The sequence below is a fragment of the Endozoicomonas elysicola genome (assembly GCF_000710775.1).
GTDB classification, from domain to species: Bacteria; Pseudomonadota; Gammaproteobacteria; order Pseudomonadales; family Endozoicomonadaceae; genus Endozoicomonas; species Endozoicomonas elysicola.
In genome coordinates this window covers 479,779-501,759 of sequence record NZ_JOJP01000001.1, presented here as the reverse complement: position 1 = coordinate 501,759, position 21,981 = coordinate 479,779, and the positions used below count along the sequence as shown (strand labels likewise).

The window sequence follows — 21,981 nt, the reverse complement described above, 5'->3', positions numbered from 1 at the left end:
TGACTGGGCCGGGCTGGCGCTCCAGTGAACAAATGCAGACAACAAAGTAGCAGCTTCAAAGGCGAAGGGTATCGTTATGAGCTACTCACCATAAATCAGTTCCATCATAACAGTGAATAGCGGATGGATATAACTACCTGATGAGAGCACAACGCCGGAGTAACACTTTGCTTCCCAGAGAGAAGATGCTGTCTATGGGGCCTTCAGCACTGACTGAACCCGAGCTGTTGGCACTGCTGTTAAGAACCGGCTGTCAGGGTATGAATGTGATGGAACTGGCCAGCCACCTGCTCGAACAGTTTGATGGACTGGAAAAGCTGCTGACAACCCAGCACCAGCATCTTATGTCCGTTAAAGGCCTTGGGCCCGCCAAAGCCACTCAACTCAGCGCCACTCTGGAGTTGTGTCGACGGGTGCTCCGGGAGAAAGTGGCGAAGTCTGACATTATTACCAGCCCTGAATCCACTCGGGAGTATCTGCAGCTACACTTTCAGGGTCTTCAGCGAGAGCAGTTTGCCTGTCTTTTCCTGGATACCCGGCACCGTGTTATTGCTCTTGAAACGCTATTCCAGGGAACCTTAAACGCTGCCACCGTTCACCCCAGAGAAGTCGTGAAACAGGCGCTGGCTTTGAATGCGGCATCTCTAATTTTATGCCACAACCACCCATCAGGTGATCCGGAGCCCAGTCAGGCGGATATTCGTATTACTCGAAAGCTAAAAGACGCACTGGAACTGGTGGATATACAGGTGCTGGATCATATGATTGTAGGGCAGGGGGAGATACTATCCATGGCAGAACGAGGACTGGTTTAGGCTCTGTTGACATAAGGCTCCAAACTCAGTGGCTCGTAAAGCCGCCCGCAGGGCTCAACCCATAATGCTTCTGCTGTTGTTGCAAGAACTAGAAACTTTCTGCGTTCTTGCGCCTAACCAGAAGCATTATGGCTTGAGCCCAGAAAGGAGACTTATGTCAATAGAGCCTAGTCCCAGATTAGCTTTCTCCAATTTTATTGTCTTCAACTCTATCTAACTAAACCCAATCGATTACTTCTGACGCAGTGACAACTGGCTGATTTCATACAAAGCTGGTTGCAGCCACTCAATTTGGTGAATTGCAGTATGAAAGCACCCTTTATTTACCATGGGCAGGATCATCGCTGGGTTAAGGTCTCTGGTACAACATTAACAGTCCATGTTGTCACCGAGCAAAGCTTCCAGCCTGATGCCCTTTATGTCCGCTGTGAGCCCGATAATGAAGAGCGTCTCATCCCGATGGATACGTCAGGGAACACCGGACGTCTGAAAATATGGAAAGCAACCTTTCCCCTGAACCAGGACAAAGCAACCACAGTCTACTGCTTTAAAGCGGTCACAACAGAGGGACAGTGGTGGCTAGATGGCACAGGCATTTTCAGACGCATGCCAGGCCAGGAAAAGCTGTTTCGATACAATTCAGAATACCAACCTCCCGAGTGGGTAAAACATCAGATTTTCTATCAAATATTTCCAGACCGTTTTGCCAATGGCAACCCTGACGTCAGTGTACAGTCTGGCGAGTACTGCCTGTTTGGAGATCAGAAGCCTACGGTCGCCAAGGACTGGGGTGCACCAGTATCAGAGCATGGAAAAGACGGAGCCTGTGAGTTCTTTGGTGGTGATATTCAAGGCATCTGTGAAAAACTCGACTATCTGCAATCACTGGGTGTCAGCACGCTCTATCTGAACCCGATTTTTTCTGCCCCCAGCAACCATAAATACGATACGACGGATTACCTTAATATCGATCCGCACCTTGGAACAAATGAGAAGTTTGCAGAGCTGGTAGAGAATCTTCATACCCGTGGTATGAAGATCGTACTGGATGCAGTCTTCAATCACACCTCTTTAGATCATCCATGGTTTGATCGGTTCAGTACCCGAAACGACAGTCAGGGTGCCTGGAAAAATACAAAATCACCGTACCGTGATTATTACCAGTTTGATGGCGATTCAGACAATTATGTCGGCTGGAATGGCATACATACACTGCCAAAGCTGAACTTCCTTAATCAGGAAGTACGCAGCTATTTCTATGACAGTGACGCTTCTGTTATCAAGCACTGGTTGAGAGAACCTTACAAGATTGACGGCTGGCGCTTTGACGTTATCCACATGCTGGGGGAAGGAGAGGGGGCAACCAACAATGCCCATTATGTACAGGCATTTCGACAGTCTGCAAAAGCAGAAAATCCACAATGCTATGTGTTAGGTGAGCACTTCTTTGAAGCAACCCAGTGGTTACAGGGTGATCAGGAAGACGGCGCTATGAACTACTATGGCTTTGCCCATCCGGTTCGTGCTTTTTTTGCCAATCTGGATATTGCCTTTGCACCTTGCCGTATTGAAGCCGACGAATTTGCCAGTTGGCTGATGGAAGCCATGGCCAAAATACCCTGGCGGAACCAGCTAAGCCAGCTTAATCAGCTGGATAGCCACGACACCATGCGTTTTTTGAGTATGGTGAATGGTGATGAGGCCACCTTCCGTAGCGCATTGATGTTACTGTTTTGCTGGGCTGGAGTACCTTGCATCTATTACGGTACAGAAGTCGCTCTGGAAGGGGGGCATGACCCTGATAACCGCCGCTGTTTTCCTTGGGAACGGCTAGAGTCCCGACAGGATATGGTGAGTTTTATCAAGACACTGACCGCTCTTCGCTCTCAAACTCCAGCGTTGCAGTCCGGCAGTGTGCAGTGGCTTTATGCTCAAGGTGATGTATTTACTTTTGTCCGGTGTCTGGATAATGAACGGGTGATCTGTGCCATCAATCGCGGTGACAACCCTGAAGCCATCACCTTGCCAATCTGGAAAACGGGTCTCAACCAAGGGCATTTTTCTTTTCTAATGGAAGGGGAAAGCATTGATGCAGTGAATGGAGAACTGGTGCTCAACCTACCAGGTAAAACAGGAAAGATTTTAATTCAAAGTTTATGAAGAACTGGTCTTATGGCTAATTGAGAACGCCCCCCCTAATATCACCATCTGTCCACCATTCAGGAGGACAGATGTTCATACAAAACAGCCCAGCTTATTCTTCAGGCTCAACGTACTCATCATCCTGATCTTCACCAAAGTCATCAGGTTCAGGCGCGAGAAACCACTCATCCAGCTTCATGGATAGCTGATCAACTCCGGTCTTTTTAAGCGAGGAGAACAGCTGAACACTCACTAATGGGAATCTGGCCAAATCCTGCTTCAGCTTGTTCAGTTCCTGCTTTGCTGCCCCCTGCTTAAGTTTGTCCGCCTTGGTGAGCAGGATATGCAGAGGTAAGTTTGCACTCACACTCCAGTTCAGCATCATCTGGTCAAACTCTTTCATCGGGTGGCGGATATCCATCAGTAGAACCAGGCCAACCAGAGCTTCACGACGCTCCAGGTAGTCAGTCATGTGATGTTGCCACTCTTTCTTCATGGCCTCTGGCACTTTGGCATAGCCATATCCCGGAAGATCCACCAGAAAGACACCATCCTGAACATCAAAGAAATTGATGAGCTGGGTTCTACCTGGAGTCTTACTGGTACGAGCCAACTTGTTTGAACCAGTCAGCGTGTTCAATGCACTGGACTTTCCAGCATTGGAGCGACCCGCAAAGGCCACTTCACGACCTTCATTCTCAGGACACTGACTCAGCTTTGCCGCACTCTTATAGAAAGAGGCCTGGCGGTAATTTAATGAAGGTCTGGTATCACTCATGGCGTTTCATACATTCCAGTAATCTTTGCTGATTTCCATCAGGCCTTCAATAAAGGCCCTCCTGAGAAATTCAGGGTTTAATGAGCACCAAGCCCAATAAATTACGTAAAAAGAAATCAGAAAAAGGGCGCTAAGTTGCCGCTTCCAGCTGATCGATATAGCTCTGCCTGTACCGGTTGCCGGTTGAGTAGTTTATACTATCGTCGTTCAAGGCACATGCCATCATGTCACCTGATGCTGAAGCAGCCAAAAAGCAGACGCGAATCTCTGCGTGGATCTGTTTCGCTAAACAATAAAAGCTGTCAGGTCTGATGAATAATAACAGCCATTTGAGGCAAACGCCGTAACTGGGTCAGGTAATGAAAAAAGTCATTCTCACTCTGATAATTTCTTTGGGGGTAACGGGCGTAGCCTTTGCCAAAGGGGATGCAGCTGCAGGCAAGAGCAAGGCGACAACCTGCGCTGCCTGTCATGGAGCCACTGGGGTTAGCCCTGCTCCAAACTGGCCGAATCTCGCCGGTCAGGGGGAGCGTTACCTTATCAAGCAGATCACTGAAATCAAAGATGGCGACCGCTCTGTCCCCGAGATGATGCCCTTTGTCAGCGCCCTGACCAAGCAGGATATCGAAGATCTGGCTGCTTTTTATGCCAGCCAGCCAGCACCACAAGGAGCGACTGACGCAAAATATGTCTCTGTTGGCGAAGCACTCTATCGCGGTGGTGATGCCAAAAAAGGTATTCCTGCCTGCTCCAGCTGTCACTCACCCACAGGTAAAGGTAACTTCCTTGCTGGATTCCCCTCACTGGCAGGCCAGAAATCAGATTACACAGCCAAGCAGCTTCGTGACCTCCGTGAAGGTGATCGAACCAATGACGGTGACACCAAGATCATGAGAACCATCGCCGAAAAGATGAGCAACAAGGAAATCGAAGCCGTTTCCCACTATATCAGCGGGCTTCGTTGATCATATCCCCTGCCGGCTCGTAGATGTCTGATTTTATCAGGCATCTACGAGCTATCTGTCACAATAATATACCTACCCGCAGCCTTATCAGACTTTCTTTTCACCAAACGCTTTTGTAATGTGTCCCAAAGTAAAATAACAATGGCTCTTTTAAAAAAACAGAGGCACCTGGATGACAAAAAAAATAAAAGGCTTAGCAGGTATTGTGGTAATCCTGGGAATTACCCTGATTGCAGCGGGTTATCTGTTCAACAGCGATCAGCAAAAGAAGGGCCCGACAGCCACACAGAAACCACCCATAGCACAGAGCAATAATACTACCCAGAACTCCACAGCCAGTGAGAGAGCCATACAGCCACAACCTTCTGCAACCAATCAGCCTCAGCCACCCCAGTTATTTCTGCCGGGGCAGGACTACCGCGTTTTATCCAGCCCCGTAAAAACGGACGCCATACCAGAGAAAGTCGAGGTTGTCTCCATTTTCTGGTATGGATGCCCTCACTGCTATGCGCTCGAGCCCAAAATTGAGCAATGGCAAAAAACCTTATCTTCTGATGTTGAGTTTATCCGAACGCCCGGCTTCTTCGGCCCTAACCTTTGGCAGACCCACGCCCGGCTTTACTATACTGTTCGGAATATGGGGCTGGAAGAAAAGGTTCATGCTGGTATCTTCAGTGAGATACAGAACCGCCGAAACCAGCTCAAAGACAGTAAGCAAATGGCCGAGTTTTTAAACCGGGAGTTTGGCGTTGAGCCAGGCTCCTTTACTAAAGAGTTCAAAGCGTTTGGTGTGAATAATCAGCTCCAGAAAGCTTTCTCTAAGCTCAAAGGCTATGAACTTTCCGGAGTACCCGCCATTGTGATTGATGGACGATATGTTGTTGAACCGGGACTGGCGGGGTCATTGAGTAATATGCCTGTTATCGCCGATTACCTGATCCGGAAAGTTAAACAGGATCGAAAGGATCTACCTCAATCTTCATAGCAATGAGTCTCAAGACAAGTAGTGGACGTGGTTAAATGTCAAACAATTGGATTTTTAACCACTTGATTTTGTAAATCATCGATAATTCTTTGAAGGAAGTTGAATAAAAGGCCTGTAATATCTGTCAATCGGTTTCCCGTATTTATATCTGGCGGTAAAGCACTATGCCCATTCGAACGCTTACAGGTGCCATTCGTCGACGCCTCCACCGACAGCGTTGTCAGTACCAGTCCGGGCATGTGCATCACGCCAGTGAAGGTGAAGCCTCCTGTCAACTGAATAAGAACACACTCAATCTACTCAGCTTTAATATTCAGGTAGGTATTAACACTCAACAATACCGGCACTATCTGACCCGAAGCTGGCAACATATCCTGCCACATGCCAATCGCTTAACGACTCTGGACAGGATTGCCGGTGTTCTCCCTGACTTTGACCTTGTGGCCCTTCAGGAAGCCGACGGTGGGAGTATTCGAAGTGGATTTATCAATCAAACAGAATATCTTGCTTTAAAAGGGCATTTTCCCTACTGGTACCATCAGATCAACAGGAATCTTGGTAAGCTGGCGCAGCACAGTAATGGCCTGCTCAGTCGGTTTGAGCCAGTATCACTGGAGGATCATAAATTACCCGGATTGATTCCCGGACGAGGAGCGATTGTCGCCCGCTTTGGTAATCCTCAGGAGCCACTGACCGTTGTAATGATGCATCTTGCGTTGAGTAAAAGGGCAAGGAACATTCAACTCTCATATATTCGGGATGTCGTACAGCACTACCAGCATGTGGTGCTAATGGGCGATATGAATACCCACGCAGATCAGCTGCTCAATGACTCACCACTGAAAGACACGTGTCTTCATGCCGCGCACTGGGGGCAAAATACCTTTCCCAGCTGGCAGCCAAAACGTTCTCTGGATCATATTTTGATCAGCCCTTCTCTGATTATTAATCGCTTTGGGGTTATCAACATTCCTATTACGGATCATTTGCCGGTATCCGTTGAAATTCAAATTCCTGATTCGGTATTGGTAAAGGTGTGATTTTTTAAGCTGTAATTCCAGAATCCCAGAGTTTATTAAGTCTGGTTGGCATTTTGTAGAGAAAGTACCGGATATCAGGTTGAAGCGTGTAGGACGGGCAGTAGCTAAAAATAAAAAAGACCCGATATCAAGGGGGAAGTAAGGAGGGAGATATCGGGCCTCGAAAAAAAGCCATCACTACTACAGTGACAGGGAGTCATTCCAGACGAAACATATTACCTGACACAAATTATTTGCCTATCAGTAAAAAAACCATGACTGATACGTAATGCATCCTTGCCAGCTTCGGAATAACCCAGCCTGCTGGATGCCTTCGGCAGGCTCAATTAAACTCGATATAATACGGCAATTATTTTACCTTCCAGACTGGCTTGACTTGCTGATAAACGATCAAACCCGGAGATAATCAAAAAATGGAGATTCTATAATGAGCCGTATGAAGCTGGGGGTTTTCGGCTCAGCATTTGACCCACCAACACTTGGACACTTGGATGTTCTGCAGCAGGCTGCTACCTGTCATGATGACATACTGCTGGTTCCCAGTGCTTTTCACGCTTTTGATAAAAATCCCCAGCCATTCAGTCTCCGTCTACAGATGCTGAAGTGCTTTATTGATGATGCAGATGTTGGCTGCCCTTTAGAGGTCTGCGATCTGGAAGCAACACTTCTGGAACAGAACCCTGATAAGCCAGTATACACATACGACCTGATGGAAGCGCTTGCCAGGAAATACCAAGGCCAAGCTGAAATCTCCTTCATCAGGGGGCCGGACAACGCTAGGCCGGAAACCTGGAAACGTTTTTACAAATCGAAAGAAATTGAGGAACGATGGCCAATATTCACCGCCATTGAACGGGTTGCAATCCGTAGCAGTGATGTTCGCAGAATTCTTGAATCCTCAAAAGTAGCCGATGATGATCTTCAACAGGGTTTGAATATGCTGCTACCTTCTGTTCAGGCTTTTATTATGAATCACAACTTATACCAGACAGGGAACTCATGAAGCTTTCGGGTCTTGATGCCAGCGATGTACAGGTTCAGGAAGAGACAAAGGCCTACTCAGGCTTTCTGAAGCTGTTTAAGTACACCATTACCCATGGACTCTTTAAGGGCGGAGTCAGCCGTCCTTTAATTCGTGAAGCAACGGTAAGACCTCCCTCTGTTGGCGTCATTTTATTTGACCCTCTACGGGACCAGGTAGTTCTCGTGGAACAATTCCGCATGGGCCCTTTTCTAAGCGAGGATGACCCCTGGCTACTGGAAGTGGTTGCAGGTATCAGTGAGCCTGGAGAAACACTGGAAGAGGTCGCTCTTCGCGAGGTAGAGGAAGAAACAGGCTATAAAGTTACCTCTCTGATGCCCGTATCTGACTTTTATGTCAGCCCCGGTGCCAGTAATGAAAAACTGAAACTATTCTGTGGCCTGGTGGATGCCAGTATTGCTGGTGGTATTTTTGGTGTGGCAGATGAAGGTGAGGACATCAAGGTTCATGTTCTTCCCTTCCCAGAAGCTTATGATATGGTGGAAGATGGTCGGATAGCCAACGCTCCAGCGGTCATTGCACTGCAATGGCTAAAGCTGCATCATCACGAGTTATGCCAACATGAAAAATAAACACTTCACAGGCAGATTCCAGCAACGGTTTGCCTTTATCTGTCTCCTTGGCCTGCTTTCGGCTGCACTAACAGGATGTCAGACAAGGAATAGCATATTTCCCAATTTAGACCAGGAAGGGCTTCACAGCGGTGCAAACTGGGCGGTACTACCCTTCATTAGCCACACTAATATACCAGAGGATGCCTCTACTCAACTTGAGCGCATTATCATGGTTCAACTGCCCTCCATGGGCATAAATAAGCCAACAATTTATAGAGCACCAGAAACAAACACCACCCTTGATTATCTCTCTGATATATATGAGGCTGAGCGAGCAAGACTGTGGGCTATTAATAACCATATCAGTCACTCTATATCCGGTGAGATTCTTGAGTGGAAGTATGATGAACAGAACCGCTTTTCCACAATGCTAAGCTTGAAAGTCACGGATATATCTTCGGGTGAAGTGGTATGGGACATCAATGGTCTTGGGGAAGGACGCCCCGGTGAAAGCGCCTATGAAGTCAGCCGAAAACTGATAGCAGACCTTCTTGCAGCTATGCCTTTTCAAGAAGCAAAGTAGTATCAGGAAGGTTTATACTGATTAACTCAACACGAGAGAAATGGATATGCTCTACGTACTCAGGGATGATACTAACCAGATTTGTGCTGTCTCCGACAAGCCGCTTTCCAATGAATGGGAGCGTGCTGATATGGATGATGAAAGTCTGAAGCTATTCTTACAGAACAATCCGGAAATCAGCTCAGGCATCATGGAGTCTTCCGATGCTGATTTCATACGTGTTCTTGAAGATGTTATCGACCTGTTAATTGATAAGCAGATTATTCAATTCACTGAATTTCCTGATATCGCTCAGACAAAACTCCTCAATCGCCGCAGATATCGTGAAAGTCTGAGAAGCAATTCTGATACTACTCGTCTCCTGGAAGACGGTGATGATATCTTTTAAGTTGTTACTGCTTTAGACGCATTTGCTCCAAATCAGCAGTTAACCGCACAGTCTTCCCGGAACAGATGCTCTAGCAGGCTTTATATCCCACCCCTACCGATCAGTTGAAATAGTCCCAGGGGGCGTAATCCGGGCGTTCATGGTTGGCCAGTTTTCAGGCCAGCTGCTCTGCGTTTCCATGGATACATTTGGGATCATTAACCTTCCATCATCAACTCGATCAGGAAATAAGATCCCATCCAGATGATCTATTTCATGAAGCATGACCCTGGCCGCAAAACCACTGAGACTGGCCTCAATAGCTTCCCCTTGGTCATCGAACCCTCTTACCTTCAGATTCGACGGCCTATTTACCCAGCCTCGAATACCCGGAACCGACAAACAACCTTCCCAGGTCCAGCAGGTTTCTTTGCTGACCTCAATGACCTGAGGATTGATCCAGAATGAAAGTGGAATATCTGGCACACTGGGGTAGCGGTTTTTCGTCTCTTCAGAGATCCCAATGCACAATACTCTTGCCCCCCAACCAATCTGAGGAGCGGCAATACCGATACCATTTGCCTCTAATTGTCTTTGTCGAAGAATCCGCAGGTTACGCTGGAAATCATCCGTAAGAATGTCATCAACGCTCACTTGCTGGTGTTGCTGAAAAAGCACAGGGTCACCCATGATGAGCAGATCCGGACTGTCAGGCAGACTTATCATTAGCAGAACCATTCCACATCTATTTATGATCACTCAGTGTAACGTAATGACCACAGCAGCCAGTGAAAATTCCGTCTAAGCACTGATCAACATAAAGCAAAATATGATTTCACAGCGACAAATACTTATAATGGGAGGTCAATTTACGTTTTTTAAGCGCTTTTTCAACCACCATGACCAGAACTTATCGTTTACTTGTTTCCTGCCCGGACTCCACAGGCATCGTAGCAACCGTCAGTGATTTTATCGCTCGACATGGTGGCTGGATTGTCGAAGCCAATCATCACTCAGACCCTGTAACCGGGCGCTTTTATATGCGTAATGAGATTAAGGCGGAAAGCCTGCCTTTTTCTGCGGAGGAATTTAAAAAGCACTTTACCCCTATTGCAGAAAAGCTAAGCTTGGACTGGCGCATCAATGATTCAGGGATTCCTCCACGGGTAGCCCTGCTGGCCAGTAAAGAGGCACACTGCCTGTCTGACCTACTGTATCGCTGGCGCAGTGGTGATCTGAAAATGGAAATACCCTGTGTTATCTCTAATCATGAAGATCTGAGGAGCTACGTTGAGTGGCATGGGATTCCATACCACTGCGTACCTGTGGATAAAAATGATAAAGCTCCTGCCTTTGAAAAAATGACCTCGCTCCTCGAAGAGCACAGTGTAGATACAGTGGTACTGGCACGATATATGCAAATTCTACCACCCCAGCTTTGCGAGCTCTATGCAAGCCGGGTGATCAACATTCACCACAGCTTTCTGCCTTCCTTTGTGGGAGCTAAACCCTATCACCAAGCTTACGAACGAGGAGTTAAATTAGTCGGTGCTACTTGTCACTATGTGACAGAAATCCTCGATGCAGGCCCAATTATTGAACAGGACGTTATCAGGGTTGGGCATCACCATTTGCCAGAAGACATGGTCAGACTCGGAAAAGATGTTGAGAAAAGTGTGTTGGCTCGTGGATTGAGATACCACATTGAAGATCGGGTCATTGTTGATGGAAGCAAGACGATTATTTTAGGATAGAAAAGAACACCCTGTGGATAAGCTGTGAAAGTTTGTTAATAAGCTATGAATACATAGGGTATAATCAGCTAGCAGGCTGTTAGAGAATAATTGCCATTGCGAGGACAGCTGAAAATTCAGGATATACATGATTCTCAGGGAGGAGCCATGAAACTGAAACCCTGCCCCTGCTGCCGTAGCAAAGCCATGTTTGCAGACCTGATTGTTGGAAAAGCAAGCAAAAAAAGAGTCCGGATGTGGCAAGTTAGCTGTAGCGGTTGTGGCTTATCCACAGAGCTAGATGAGGATAAAGCCTATACAGCCACACGCTGGAACCTTCGCCAGGAATATGCTGACCTGAAAATGTGGGTAACACTTCTGGCAGCTTTGCTGCCAGCCTCGATTATCATCAGCCTTCTGCTGGGCAACCTGATGGGAATCAGCTTAATCAGCTGATTTTACCATTCATTCTAGCGGCTCTCTGAATACATTCAGTGATGTTATCCACAAGCTGATTAATGAAGTTTGCGTAACTTGCTGGTCCAGATTCAATATTTTCTGCCAGAGGATCAAGCACCCCCACTCTGACAGAAAGCCCTTCAGTCAACCGGTCGATATAAGCTGGTTGAAACTGTGGCTCTCGGAAAATACAACTTGCTCCGGCCTCATTCAGCTGCCCTTTCAAGTTTATCAGATGGCGAGCTCCGGGCTGTTGCTCAGGATTTAATGTGAAGTAACCGGCAACCTTCAGACCATATTGATCCTGCAGGTAACCATAGGCATTATGAAAAACAAAAAATGGTTTATTCCCAGATTGTTTGATTTTCAACCCGTTCCGGGCATCCGTCTTATCCATACTCTTGATAAAAAGTTCAAGATTTTCCTGATATTGTGCCTTGTTGGCTTTATCCGCCAACACTAATACTCGAGTCATTTCTCGGGCAATGACTCGCGCATTTTCGGTGCTCAACCAGATATGAGGATCAAATTCACCATGATCATGCTCCTCATCGTGTTGATGAACATGATCCTCATCCTCTACACTGCTACGTAAACGAATACCCTGAATATCCATCATGGATACTGCAACAACGCCTTTTGAGCCCGTTAGCATCTTAGGCAGAAAAGACTCCATGGAGGGGCCAACCCAGAAAATAACATCAGCATTTCTGAGCTTGCGAGCATCAGAAGGCTTCAAGCTATGACTGTGAGGAGAACTCCCAGGTGGCAGCAATACATCTGTACTGGTCACCCCTTCTGTGATTGCTTGAGCTATCAGCTGAAGCGGTTTAATGCTGGCAAGAACCTTCAGAGGCTCTGCAGTCACAGAAAGACTGATAGTCATTAATAGCAAAGCCATCAGAGATCGTTTAAAAGGAAAGAACTGCATACAAAAAACCGCTCAACTCAAATGTGTTATAATATAACACTTTAATCTAAAAAATGATCCTCCCATTAATAGTTCAGAACTAAGATCTCAGTCATATTTTTATCCGTTATGACACCACAGGCTCATCCCGAAAAAACTAAACCAAAGTACTTATTTAATAAGCGGAAGGCTATTCAATGGAGCAAAGGGGGGGAGTAATTATTACGAGGAGGTCAAGTAAAAGATCTTCAGTAGAAGTGAGCCAAATACTTGTGAACGGCACCAAAAAAGAAAGCAGGTAAACTATCAAACCAAATAATGATTGATACGAGCCTTTAACTGAGGAAAATGTAAAGGCTCATACTCATCTGAAGTGATTAAGTACCCTCCCAGTAATCTTCGCCAAAGATGGCACTGAGACGTTTGTCTTCTTCCCTGTCCTCAAGTGCCCTGCGAATCTGCAAAGTGCGCTTGGAACCTTTCTGCTCAAGTTCAGGACGGATCAGATGTTCATCCAGAATGAACTCTTTCTCAGCCTTCTTACCTTTACCCATAACAGCATCCTCTTCTTGTATTTGTTATTAAATGATGCCTGATTACGATTACTAAAATATTAAATTCATGCGCTTACGACAACCACTCATGTCGTATAAATATGTAAGATAAATCTTACAAATCCTTAACTCTTAACGATCTTAATCCTTTTTTTATACTCTTCAGTTGTTGTTCCAGCTCCGGTTCCTTCTGCATGGCAACCCCGGCAGCCAGTACATCAATAACCACCAGATGAGCAATTCTGGACGTTAGAGGCGTAAAGAGCTCTGTATTTTCTTCAGCAGCAATCGCAAGGGAAAAATCACTATATTCTGCCAGCGGCGTATTATCAGGGCAGATACCAACAATCGAGGCTCCATGCTCTCTAGCAAGCTTTACACTGTGGATTAAGTCTTTTGATCGCCCTGTTTGAGAGATCGCAACCACCACATCATCTCTGGTCATGGTCGATGCAGAAATGAGCTGAATATGAGGGTCAGCACAGGCAACGGCTGTCGATTTTAAACGAATGAATTTATGCCTGGCATCGCGGGCAACGGCTGCAGAAGCACCAAATCCGAAGAACTCTATTCGACGAGCATCGCACAATACGTCTATTGCCGACTGCAAACCTACCATATTCATGCGGTCTCTGACCTGCATTAACTCCTGTATCGTTGAATCAAAAACTTTATTCTTTAACGATTCAGCACTGTCATCCCGATCCAACTTCATGCTGCTAAACCGTGGGACCGATACCGCCCCCAAAGTCCTAGCGAGCTTCAATTTGAAATCCTGAAACCCGGTACAGCCAATAGCCTTACAAAAGCGCATAACCGTAGGTTCACTGACACCGACCTGCTTAGCCAGCTGCCCAATGTTAAGACTGATACAGGTTGCTGGCTCACTTATAACCCAGTCAGCCACTTTTTTTTCTGAACGTCTCAGGCTGTCATACTGCTTGCCCACTTCAACTATCGGGTCATTGCTTAACATAAATAGCTCTACATCATTGATACGTTCATTATTGTTCTCATGAATAACCTGACTAGATACACTTCAATACAAATATTTTGCTTTCATCAAAGGCATCTATGTCTGAATGAACCATAACACAGGCAGACCTGATGACGCAGTTTCGTTAAACTCTCACTACTCATGCTTATATCCTCCCCATCAAAGGGGGCATCAATTCCAGACTGAAAGAATCTTATGGACGTAACCTCAATACTTGACTCACTGAATGATGCACAGCGTAGTGCTGTAGCAGCACCTGTCAGCTCAATGCTGGTGCTTGCAGGTGCTGGCAGTGGTAAAACTCGCGTTCTGGTCCACCGGATTGCATGGCTGGTTCAGGCTGAAGCCATGTCACCTTACTCAGTGATGGCAGTAACCTTTACCAACAAGGCCGCAGCGGAAATGCGATCCCGTATTGAGGAGTTACTGGGAATCGCCCCCAGGGGTATGTGGGTAGGTACGTTCCACGGTCTTTCTCACCGACTACTCAGATCCCATTGGAAAGAGACCGGACTCCCTGAAAATTTTCAGATTCTGGACAGTGATGACCAGCTCAGGGTCATCAAACGAATTATGAAAGCGATGCAGCTGGATGATCAAAAGTGGCCTCCCCGCCAAGCCCAGTGGTTCATCAACAGCAAAAAAGACGAAGGCTTACGACCCGATTATATCGACCCGGGCTATGACCCTTTCGAACGCACCATGGTCGATGTCTATCGCCGCTATCATGAATATTGCGAGCAGGTGGGGGTCGTGGATTTTGGCGAGCTGCTCCTCCGTGCTCACGAACTACTGCTGAAGCGTGCTGATATTCTTCAGCATTATCGTGAGCGCTTTCGCTATATCCTTGTCGATGAGTTTCAGGACACTAACGCCGTGCAATATGCCTGGCTCAGGTTGCTGGCCGGTGACCAGGATAAACTCATGGTGGTTGGTGATGATGACCAGTCCATCTATGGATGGCGGGGTGCACGAATTGAGAACATACGTCAGTTTACTCATGATTTCCCCAATGCTCAGACCATCAAACTGGAACAGAACTACCGATCAACCGGTAACATTCTTCAGGCAGCCAACGCCGTTATTGCCAATAATCCGGACCGATTAGGTAAAGAGCTGCACACCGATGGGGACAGTGGTGAGCCGGTGCATTTATACGCCGGTTTTAACGAGATGGATGAAGCACGATTCATCACTGATCGTATTAAAGATGCAGTTACCAAAGGTACTGCTCGCAGTGATATAGCCGTACTTTACCGATCCAATGCTCAGTCCCGTATTCTTGAAGAAGCGATGCTCAGGGCTGCAATACCCTACCGGATCTATGGGGGACAACGCTTCTTTGAACGGGCAGAAATCAAAAATGCGCTGGCTTATCTGCGGCTGGTCAGCTCCCCCAATGATGACACATCTCTGGAGCGAGTCATTAATATTCCAACCCGTGGTATTGGCGAAAAAACCGTTGAAAAGCTGAGAGAAGCAGCACGAAGTCAGGAAATATCATTATGGCAGGCCCTGCGTAACCTGGTGAATGCGTCGGTAGTTGGCGGAAAAGCAGGCAAGTCCATGGCCGCCTTTGTAGAACTGATTGAATCCATGAGCAATGCCGGCGAAACACTCGATCTCGGAGAACTCTCTGATCATGTTGTGACCATGAGTGGCCTGATTGATCATCACAGTAAAGAAAAAGGAGAAAAAGGCCAGGCTCGAGTAGAAAACCTTGAGGAACTGGTTAATGCCTGCCGTCAGTTTGATATGGACGAACTTGATCTGGATGAAGAGACAGAGGCCATGACACCTTTGGATGCCTTCCTTGCTCATGCTGCGCTTGAGGCCGGCACCAACCAGGCAGATCAGTTTCAGGACAGTGTACAGATGATGACGCTGCACTCTGCAAAAGGCCTGGAGTTTCCACTGGTATTTCTGGCTGGTATGGAAGAAGGCTTGTTCCCTCACAAGATGTCACTGGATGAGGGCAATCTGGAAGAGGAACGCCGTCTCTGTTACGTGGGTATAACCCGCGCCATGGAAACCTTATACCTGACGTATGCTGAGAGCCGCCGCCTGTATGGCAGCGAAACGATGAACCGGCCTTCACGATTTATTCGGGAGATACCCGGTGAGTTACTACAGGAAGTTCGCCTCGGTGGCACTATTTCCCGCCCTGTTGTGACCCGTATGGCTCCGGCATCACCCGATCATGGCTTATCTCTTGGGCAGCGTGTTCACCATAATGTGTTCGGTGAAGGCATCGTCATCAATTACGAAGGAGAGGGAAACCAGGCCCGGGTTCAGGTCAATTTTGATTCTGAAGGCGCCAAATGGTTAATGATGGCCTACGCCAACCTTTCTCCAATCTAGGAGCCTGTCAGACTTAAAGCTGTCCTACTGACTCCTGACCCAAAGCCTCCATACTAATGGAGGCTTGTATGCTTCCGCCTATCCACTTACCATGCTTCTGTCGTGTTCCGCATAAATAATACCAATCAAATTTTCTAAACCCGTTATGAGCATGGCTGACTGAAGTGTAAGACAAGGCAAAGTGACGAGTCATAGCTTTAGCTATGGTGAGGAGCTTTAACGCAGGATTACGCTTTAGGCTGGCAGCGGAATAGGGATTTAGAGAATGCGATTGGTAAAAGATTAAAAACAAGAGAACAGGGTCCTTGCATGAAGCGCCGTAATTTATTGACCTCTTTGGGGCTCGCTGCAATTACTGCAGCGCTGGTAGGCTGTGGCCAGAGTGAGCAGTCACAGCAAACCTCAAGTACAGAGTCAGCAGCACCAGACATTCAAAAACCACTCGAGTGGAAACTCGTTACCTCCTGGCCAAAAAACTTTCCGGGGTTGGGCACCGCACCTGAGCGCTTTGCCGAATCCGTTAACAAAATGAGTAATGGTCGACTGACCATCAAAGTGTATGGCGGCGGTGAATTGGTTCCCCCATTGGAAGTATTTGATGCCGTTTCAAGTGGCACAGCAGACATGGGACACAGTGGTGCTTACTACTGGAAAGGAAAGGATCCCGCGACGCAGTTCTTTACTGCGGTACCCTTTGGGTTGAATGCACAAGAAATCAGCAGCTGGATTCACTATGGTGGTGGACAGGCCCTCTGGGATGAGGTTTACAAGCCCTTCAACATCAAACCGATGGCTGGTGGCAACAGTGGCGTACAAATGGCAGGCTGGTTTAATAAAGAGATTAACAGCCTTGATGACCTGAAAGGCCTGAAAATGCGAATCCCTGGTATGGGCGGTGAGGTGCTGAAGCGTCTGGGTGGTGTCCCCGTTAACATTCCCGGAGGCGAGCTGTTTACCGCACTTCAGACTGGAGCCATTGATGCCACAGAATGGGTTGGACCATACAATGACCTGGCCTTTGGCTTCTACAAAGCCGCCTCTTACTACTACTACCCAGGCTGGCATGAGCCAGGCAGCATGATGGAATTCACCATCAACCTGGATGCCTGGAATAAACTACCAGAAGACCTGCAGGCGATCGTTAAGACCGCAGCACGTGCAACAAACCAGGATATGATTGATGAATACACCGCCCGAAATAATGCGGCTCTTCAGCAATTGATCAACGAGCACGGTGTAAAAGTGAAACGCTTACCGGATGATGTTCTTAAAGAACTGAAAAAGGTAGCAGATGAGATTACTCAGGAAGTGGCTACATCCAGTGATATTGCCGGGCGTGTCTACGAGTCATTCGATAAGTTCCGTGAGCAGTCCAAGGCCTACCACGATATTTCAGAAGTCGCTTTTTATGAAGCACGCTCTTTGAAGTAATCCATTTTTCGCCACATTCGACAACGAATGTGGCGTCTTTCTCAAACCGGTTCTTCCAATAAAGAAACAACATCAATGAACCCCATCTTTTCCAGAGCAGGAAGAAGAGAATCCACCTGACAGGCTGCCCCTGTGTGAACAAACAGATCCTGAGATTCTGATTCAAAGTCTGATGACTCTAATAAACTCATCACTCTTCGGGCAATCGCAGGGCCTGAATCAATCCAGTTAATGTCCGTAGGAGATACCTGCTGCAGAGCTTCCGTTAATAACGGAAAGTGAGTGCAGCCAAGCACAATGGCATCGGGTGTTTGTTCATCAGAATAAAAGGGCGCCAGTATGTTTTTTAATGCTTCATCGGAAACCTTCTCGCCACGCAGAAACGCTTCTGCCATCTGAACCAGATCACTGGACCCCACACGAATGACATGACAGTCGCCAGCAAAATCCTGGATCAGCTGATCCGTATAGCTACGGGCAATGGTGCCCGGCGTAGCCAGTAAGCCAATACAACGACTCTTTGAATACTCACTGGCGGTCTTTATAGCAGGCACCACACCCACAACAGGAAAATTCAGTTCCTCACGAACTCTCGGCAATGAGATGGTACTGGCAGTATTACAGGCTATCACCGCAAGGGATGGTGTATACCGTTCAGCCAAAAGGCCAAGGCAAACACTGGTACGCTCTATCACCTCAGACTCAGGCTTGGGGCCATAAGGAAAACCTTGTGTATCAGAGCAGTAAACCACGGGAGCATTAGGCAAAACCTGTTTTATTTCTTGATAGATGCTGAGACCACCAACACCGGAATCAAAAATGACGATGGGTTTTACCATGCTTTGCATAAATAGAAAGTTTCCATAAAAGCCTGTTCACTCTGTCAAAATAGAGCACAAAAAAGATTGAGATTGTAGCTGATTACCGCGTTGAAACATTAACCTGACATAGGGCTTATTAAATAATAGTTCTCAGAGAACTTAACGATCAGCCAACTCTTTCCCACTTTGACAATCAATACACAAAGATGATTCCGGTCGAATTTCCAGTCTGGCAAATTGGATAGGACGATCACACTCCAGGCAATAACCGTAGTCACCGCTTTCGAAACGAGCCAAAGCCATCAGAACCTGCCGCAACTGCTGTTTACTCTGCTCCAGGCTGGCTTTTGCCATACTCTGTTGCTGTAGTGCATCCACCCTTGTTACTCGACCAAAGGCCTGCTGATCCAACTTCACCGGTTGGGCAGACTGATCAGACTGGGCAATTGTCTCCATTAGCGTCTGCTTGCGCTGTTTTAATAACTTAATCAGGTGTTCGCTTTGTTCGGGCTTCAGTGTCGACATAGTTTTTTTGATCTCTGATGCAGAAGCAATAAGCGTTATTCCTGTAATGACCATACATCAGATCAGGGTGGTTGAAAAAAGAGCAATGGAAATCAATTCATTTACATAGTACATAAACGGAATGAATCCTGTTACCGGAGTAAATTGATGAATCATAAGGCTTTCCAGGATCAACTGGCCCTGTTTCCTGAAGATGCGGCAACAATCCTGCAGAAATTGACACTGCAGCAGGGTCGCCTTGAGCCAGAGCAGGTCAACGAGCTAAAGGTCCTGATGAGACTTTCAACAGAAGATTTTCTGAAAGCAGTGCTGCCCCTTGCTGCAACCATGAGCACTTGTCCTATTTCAGGGTTTTCTGTCGGCGCGGTGGTTGAGGGCTTTCGAGCAGCTGAAGGCTCATGCGAAGAAGAGCAGGGTCCCATCTATTTCGGAGCCAATCTGGAAATAGCCGGTCAGCCACTGAAAATGGCAATTCATGCAGAACAGGCCTCCATCAGTAATGCATGGCATCAGGGAGAAACCCGGCTACGCCGACTGATGGTCAATGAAGCCCCATGCGGTCACTGCAGGCAGTTTATGAACGAGCTCAATGAGATTGATCAGATGGAGATTCTGGTCAGTCAGCTCGACAATGAGCGGAAGAAACATTATCGAATGGCAGACTTGTTACCGGATGCTTTTGGCCCGGGGGATCTGAAACAGGGCGGTCGCCTTTTGGGCCCATCAAACCAGTTACTTAATAGTCCTGATAGCTCAGACACTCTGATAAATGCGGCAACTCAAGCCGCCCAAAACAGTTATGCCCCCTATTCAGACTGTTACTCAGGCATTGCACTTCTTATGAATAATGGCGATATAATATCTGGAATGTATGCCGAAAATGTTGCCTTTAATCCAAGCTTGACCGCTATTGAAGCGGCACTGGTGAATCTTCGGTTGAATAGCCTTGCCAAGCCTGAAGCCACTATTGTAGACGCCGTTATGGTTGAAAAGCAGGCCCCTATCTCCCATAAAGCCATGGCTGTCTCAATCATTAGTCATATGGGGGCGGAATTACGTCATTTCATTGTATAGACTTAAAGGAACCCATTGAGCAAGGAGGCTACATTGTGAGTTCAGGTTTTAGAATTGACCCATCATCCCCTTCCAACCTTGATTACGGTCGCGGCAATGATGACAGCCTTAGTGAAAACGAAGGTGATGCCAACTCATCTTCAGTAAAACAAAAGTCATACATTGACCGCTCTGACTCAAGGAAAGGAAAGGATAAATCTCTGGAAATGCGTAAGGCTCGCAAAAAAGATAAGCGCAAAAAGAAGAAGATCTCTGAGAGAAATACCAAAGAGTTTAATGAAGACCAGGCTGATGACTAAAGGCAATCATCCAGATTGCCTTTATCTTTCGTTCTCAAAATACATTCTCTTCCTAAAACCTCCCAATACTTCATTTGACTAATTCCATTCCCGATGGAAAGATCACGATCGGGATTAATCGAATGGTGGTGTGCGCTGCCGCGCTTTCTTATGAGAAAAAAAGACGCTTTCAGTCATAGTGATGATCAGCAAAGCTACGATGTGCTCATCGTGGGTGGTGGCATGGTGGGAGCTGCTATCGCCTGTGGGCTCGGTAACCAGGGAATAAAGGTTGCTGTATTCGATCACATTGAGCCAGAACCATTACCCCCAAACGCTCTTCCCGAACTGAGGGTCTCTGCACTCAGTACCGCTTCAGAAGAAATTCTTCGTCAGCTTGGCGCCTGGTCTTACATGGCAGGCATGCGCATGACGCCCTATCGGCGTATGGCTGTATGGGAAAAACTGCATACTCCCTGGGGAAAGGAGCTGACCTCAAGAAACAATCGGGTAATGTTTGATACCCAACAGATCGATCATCCACAATTGGGCTTTATCGTTGAAAACAAGGTTACCCAACTGGGTCTGTTAGAAGCCATCAAACGCTGTCCATCGATAACTTTCCTCTGTCCGGTTCATATCCAAAAGATCGATACCTCTACAAACAGGCCTATGGTTGAATTATCCGATGGTCGTCGCTTTTACGGTGATCTTCTAGTGGGTGCTGATGGCGCTAACTCGCGTGTTCGTCAGACAGCCGGAATCGTTATGGAGCAGCGGGACTACGAACAGCAGTGCCTGGTGGCAACTGTAGAGATTGCAGGAGGCTGTCAGGATATTACCTGGCAGGCATTCACTCCCACTGGCCCCGAAGCCTTTTTGCCTCTGGCCGATATTGCTGGTAAGAGTTACGGCTCTATCGTCTGGTACCACCAACCTGAAAAAGTCCGACAACTTTTGACCCTTTCGAATGAGGCTTTTATAAAAGAGCTGGTTAAAACATTTCCTTCCGAGCTTCCAGACATTGTTCAGCTTCATGAACGAGCAGCCTTTCCAATTGCCAGACGCCATGTCAGCCACTACTTCCGACCCGGTGTAGTGCTGGCTGGTGATGCCGCTCATACCATCAATCCCCTGGCAGGGCAGGGGGTTAATCTTGGATTCCAGGATGCCGCCTGGTTGATCGAAATTCTGGTTGATGCATACCAATCCAATGAAAGTCTGGGAAGCCCAGAAGTTCTTGCAAGATATGAAAATGCAAGACGCAAAGATAATACGTTGATGATGACAGCTATGGATGGGTTTTATCATAGTTTCAGCAATCAGAACCGCCCGCTAAAGTTGCTTAGAAACACCGGACTTGCTCTCGCAGGAAACCTGTCACCTGCCGTCAATCAGGTCATGAAATATGCAATGGGGCTTTCTGGTAAGCAGCCCAAGCTAGCTTCCGTAGACAAGCGTTGAGAGTACTTACTGCATCTGTTCAATTCTTACAAAGCGCTTTTAATCAGGATTTGCTGTAACCCAAGAAAAAGACAATAGCCTGGAGATATACACGGATTGAACT

The 21,981-nt window shown here is 47.1% G+C and carries 23 protein-coding genes; 16 read left to right on the top strand and 7 right to left on the bottom strand.

Annotation, left to right across the window (positions count from 1 at the left end):
• Positions 1–140 precede the first annotated feature (140 nt).
• Both radC and malZ read left to right on the top strand, forming a co-directional pair.
• Complete coding sequence (gene radC / locus GV64_RS02165) at positions 141–815, top strand: RadC family protein (RefSeq protein ID WP_026258201.1); 675 nt, start codon at positions 141–143, stop codon at positions 813–815.
• Between the two features lie 306 nt (positions 816–1,121).
• Positions 1,122–2,975 (top strand): maltodextrin glucosidase, encoded by a 1,854-nt coding sequence (gene malZ, locus GV64_RS02160; RefSeq protein WP_020582137.1) that lies wholly within the window; start codon positions 1,122–1,124, stop codon positions 2,973–2,975.
• Between the two features lie 94 nt (positions 2,976–3,069).
• On the opposite strand, the gene yihA is transcribed toward malZ, so the two are convergent.
• Positions 3,070–3,735: a ribosome biogenesis GTP-binding protein YihA/YsxC gene (gene yihA, locus GV64_RS02155; RefSeq protein WP_020582138.1), complete on the bottom strand. Its 666-nt coding sequence runs from the start codon at positions 3,733–3,735 to the stop codon at positions 3,070–3,072.
• 359 nt (positions 3,736–4,094) lie between these two features.
• Between yihA and GV64_RS02150 the strand changes: the two genes are divergently transcribed.
• From GV64_RS02150 to GV64_RS02120, 7 genes are all read left to right on the top strand, one after another.
• Positions 4,095–4,700: a c-type cytochrome gene (locus GV64_RS02150; protein WP_020582139.1), complete on the top strand. Its 606-nt coding sequence runs from the start codon at positions 4,095–4,097 to the stop codon at positions 4,698–4,700.
• 172 nt (positions 4,701–4,872) lie between these two features.
• Entirely contained in the window at positions 4,873–5,685 is an 813-nt protein-coding gene (locus GV64_RS02145) for a thiol:disulfide interchange protein DsbA/DsbL (protein ID WP_020582140.1), read from the top strand.
• A 164-nt stretch (positions 5,686–5,849) separates the two neighbouring features.
• Positions 5,850–6,725 (top strand): endonuclease/exonuclease/phosphatase family protein, encoded by an 876-nt coding sequence (locus GV64_RS02140; RefSeq protein ID WP_020582141.1) that lies wholly within the window; start codon positions 5,850–5,852, stop codon positions 6,723–6,725.
• Positions 6,726–7,152: 427 nt separating this feature from the next.
• Positions 7,153–7,728, top strand: coding sequence for an adenylyltransferase/cytidyltransferase family protein (locus GV64_RS02135; protein WP_051700867.1), 576 nt, complete (start codon positions 7,153–7,155; stop codon positions 7,726–7,728).
• Positions 7,725–8,339, top strand: coding sequence for an NUDIX domain-containing protein (locus GV64_RS02130; protein WP_020582143.1), 615 nt, complete (start codon positions 7,725–7,727; stop codon positions 8,337–8,339). Before GV64_RS02135 ends, GV64_RS02130 begins: the two co-directional genes overlap by 4 nt.
• The gene (locus tag GV64_RS02125) at positions 8,329–8,904 is read left to right on the top strand and encodes a hypothetical protein (RefSeq protein ID WP_020582144.1); all 576 of its coding nucleotides are present in this window, start codon (positions 8,329–8,331) and stop codon (positions 8,902–8,904) included. The genes GV64_RS02130 and GV64_RS02125 overlap by 11 nt, the downstream gene beginning before the upstream one ends.
• A gap of 40 nt (positions 8,905–8,944) precedes the next feature.
• Positions 8,945–9,292 carry a hypothetical protein gene (locus GV64_RS02120; RefSeq protein WP_020582145.1) on the top strand — a complete coding sequence of 116 codons (348 nt, stop codon included), beginning with the start codon at positions 8,945–8,947 and terminating at the stop codon, positions 9,290–9,292.
• Positions 9,293–9,385: 93 nt separating this feature from the next.
• On the opposite strand, the gene def is transcribed toward GV64_RS02120, so the two are convergent.
• Complete coding sequence (def, locus tag GV64_RS02115; protein ID WP_020582146.1) at positions 9,386–9,997, bottom strand: peptide deformylase; 612 nt, start codon at positions 9,995–9,997, stop codon at positions 9,386–9,388.
• Positions 9,998–10,170: 173 nt separating this feature from the next.
• Between def and purU the strand changes: the two genes are divergently transcribed.
• Both purU and GV64_RS02105 read left to right on the top strand, forming a co-directional pair.
• The gene (gene purU, locus GV64_RS02110) at positions 10,171–11,025 is read left to right on the top strand and encodes a formyltetrahydrofolate deformylase (RefSeq protein WP_020582147.1); all 855 of its coding nucleotides are present in this window, start codon (positions 10,171–10,173) and stop codon (positions 11,023–11,025) included.
• Between the two features lie 147 nt (positions 11,026–11,172).
• Positions 11,173–11,460: a Lar family restriction alleviation protein gene (locus GV64_RS02105; protein ID WP_152553898.1), complete on the top strand. Its 288-nt coding sequence runs from the start codon at positions 11,173–11,175 to the stop codon at positions 11,458–11,460.
• On the opposite strand, the gene znuA is transcribed toward GV64_RS02105, so the two are convergent.
• From znuA to GV64_RS02095, 3 genes are all read right to left on the bottom strand, one after another.
• Complete coding sequence (gene znuA / locus GV64_RS02100) at positions 11,453–12,364, bottom strand: zinc ABC transporter substrate-binding protein ZnuA (protein WP_269078689.1); 912 nt, start codon at positions 12,362–12,364, stop codon at positions 11,453–11,455. The genes GV64_RS02105 and znuA overlap by 8 nt on opposite strands.
• A 386-nt stretch (positions 12,365–12,750) precedes the next feature.
• Positions 12,751–12,927, bottom strand: coding sequence for a hypothetical protein (locus tag GV64_RS25165; protein WP_020582150.1), 177 nt, complete (start codon positions 12,925–12,927; stop codon positions 12,751–12,753).
• Positions 12,928–13,042: 115 nt separating this feature from the next.
• The gene (locus GV64_RS02095) at positions 13,043–13,903 is read right to left on the bottom strand and encodes a MurR/RpiR family transcriptional regulator (RefSeq protein WP_020582151.1); all 861 of its coding nucleotides are present in this window, start codon (positions 13,901–13,903) and stop codon (positions 13,043–13,045) included.
• A 216-nt stretch (positions 13,904–14,119) separates the two neighbouring features.
• Here GV64_RS02095 and uvrD point away from each other — a divergent pair, with 216 nt between their 5' ends.
• Together uvrD and GV64_RS02085 are read left to right on the top strand one after the other, a co-directional pair.
• Positions 14,120–16,285, top strand: coding sequence for a DNA helicase II (gene uvrD, locus GV64_RS02090; protein ID WP_020582152.1), 2,166 nt, complete (start codon positions 14,120–14,122; stop codon positions 16,283–16,285).
• A gap of 309 nt (positions 16,286–16,594) precedes the next feature.
• On the top strand, positions 16,595–17,716 hold the full coding sequence (locus GV64_RS02085) for a TRAP transporter substrate-binding protein (RefSeq protein WP_034843940.1): 1,122 nt from the start codon (positions 16,595–16,597) through the stop codon (positions 17,714–17,716).
• 41 nt (positions 17,717–17,757) lie between these two features.
• Here the strand turns inward: GV64_RS02085 and murI are convergent, their stop codons facing one another.
• Both murI and GV64_RS02075 read right to left on the bottom strand, forming a co-directional pair.
• Complete coding sequence (gene murI, locus GV64_RS02080; protein WP_020582154.1) at positions 17,758–18,564, bottom strand: glutamate racemase; 807 nt, start codon at positions 18,562–18,564, stop codon at positions 17,758–17,760.
• Positions 18,565–18,696: 132 nt separating this feature from the next.
• On the bottom strand, positions 18,697–19,062 hold the full coding sequence (locus tag GV64_RS02075; protein WP_033402952.1) for a TraR/DksA family transcriptional regulator: 366 nt from the start codon (positions 19,060–19,062) through the stop codon (positions 18,697–18,699).
• Between the two features lie 147 nt (positions 19,063–19,209).
• Between GV64_RS02075 and cdd the strand changes: the two genes are divergently transcribed.
• The 3 genes from cdd to GV64_RS02060 all read left to right on the top strand — a co-directional run bounded on the left by cdd (position 19,210) and on the right by GV64_RS02060 (position 21,878).
• Positions 19,210–20,136: a cytidine deaminase gene (gene cdd, locus GV64_RS02070; RefSeq protein ID WP_020582157.1), complete on the top strand. Its 927-nt coding sequence runs from the start codon at positions 19,210–19,212 to the stop codon at positions 20,134–20,136.
• Between the two features lie 35 nt (positions 20,137–20,171).
• Complete coding sequence (locus GV64_RS02065) at positions 20,172–20,435, top strand: hypothetical protein (RefSeq protein WP_020582158.1); 264 nt, start codon at positions 20,172–20,174, stop codon at positions 20,433–20,435.
• A gap of 150 nt (positions 20,436–20,585) precedes the next feature.
• Positions 20,586–21,878 (top strand): FAD-dependent monooxygenase, encoded by a 1,293-nt coding sequence (locus tag GV64_RS02060; protein ID WP_020582159.1) that lies wholly within the window; start codon positions 20,586–20,588, stop codon positions 21,876–21,878.
• The last annotated feature ends 103 nt before the right edge of the window (positions 21,879–21,981 follow it).

Bases quoted from the DNA above. Each gene is read 5' to 3' on its own strand.
- GV64_RS02150 (WP_020582139.1), top strand. From the start codon at position 4,095: ATGAAAAAAGTCATTCTCACTCTGATAATTTCTTTGGGGGTAACGGGC.
- uvrD (WP_020582152.1), top strand. From the start codon at position 14,120: ATGGACGTAACCTCAATACTTGACTCACTGAATGATGCACAGCGTAGT.
- purU (WP_020582147.1), top strand. From the start codon at position 10,171: ATGACCAGAACTTATCGTTTACTTGTTTCCTGCCCGGACTCCACAGGC.
- yihA (WP_020582138.1), bottom strand. From the start codon at position 3,735: ATGAGTGATACCAGACCTTCATTAAATTACCGCCAGGCCTCTTTCTAT.
- radC (WP_026258201.1), top strand. From the start codon at position 141: ATGAGAGCACAACGCCGGAGTAACACTTTGCTTCCCAGAGAGAAGATG.
- GV64_RS02140 (WP_020582141.1), top strand. From the start codon at position 5,850: ATGCCCATTCGAACGCTTACAGGTGCCATTCGTCGACGCCTCCACCGA.
- GV64_RS02060 (WP_020582159.1), top strand. From the start codon at position 20,586: ATGAGAAAAAAAGACGCTTTCAGTCATAGTGATGATCAGCAAAGCTAC.
- def (WP_020582146.1), bottom strand. From the start codon at position 9,997: ATGATAAGTCTGCCTGACAGTCCGGATCTGCTCATCATGGGTGACCCT.
- GV64_RS02130 (WP_020582143.1), top strand. From the start codon at position 7,725: ATGAAGCTTTCGGGTCTTGATGCCAGCGATGTACAGGTTCAGGAAGAG.
- murI (WP_020582154.1), bottom strand. From the start codon at position 18,564: ATGCAAAGCATGGTAAAACCCATCGTCATTTTTGATTCCGGTGTTGGT.
- GV64_RS02135 (WP_051700867.1), top strand. From the start codon at position 7,153: ATGAGCCGTATGAAGCTGGGGGTTTTCGGCTCAGCATTTGACCCACCA.
- malZ (WP_020582137.1), top strand. From the start codon at position 1,122: ATGAAAGCACCCTTTATTTACCATGGGCAGGATCATCGCTGGGTTAAG.
- GV64_RS02145 (WP_020582140.1), top strand. From the start codon at position 4,873: ATGACAAAAAAAATAAAAGGCTTAGCAGGTATTGTGGTAATCCTGGGA.
- GV64_RS02120 (WP_020582145.1), top strand. From the start codon at position 8,945: ATGGATATGCTCTACGTACTCAGGGATGATACTAACCAGATTTGTGCT.
- GV64_RS02075 (WP_033402952.1), bottom strand. From the start codon at position 19,062: ATGTCGACACTGAAGCCCGAACAAAGCGAACACCTGATTAAGTTATTA.
- cdd (WP_020582157.1), top strand. From the start codon at position 19,210: ATGAATCATAAGGCTTTCCAGGATCAACTGGCCCTGTTTCCTGAAGAT.
- GV64_RS25165 (WP_020582150.1), bottom strand. From the start codon at position 12,927: ATGGGTAAAGGTAAGAAGGCTGAGAAAGAGTTCATTCTGGATGAACAT.
- GV64_RS02105 (WP_152553898.1), top strand. From the start codon at position 11,173: ATGAAACTGAAACCCTGCCCCTGCTGCCGTAGCAAAGCCATGTTTGCA.
- GV64_RS02125 (WP_020582144.1), top strand. From the start codon at position 8,329: ATGAAAAATAAACACTTCACAGGCAGATTCCAGCAACGGTTTGCCTTT.
- GV64_RS02085 (WP_034843940.1), top strand. From the start codon at position 16,595: ATGAAGCGCCGTAATTTATTGACCTCTTTGGGGCTCGCTGCAATTACT.
- GV64_RS02095 (WP_020582151.1), bottom strand. From the start codon at position 13,903: ATGTTAAGCAATGACCCGATAGTTGAAGTGGGCAAGCAGTATGACAGC.
- znuA (WP_269078689.1), bottom strand. From the start codon at position 12,364: ATGGCTTTGCTATTAATGACTATCAGTCTTTCTGTGACTGCAGAGCCT.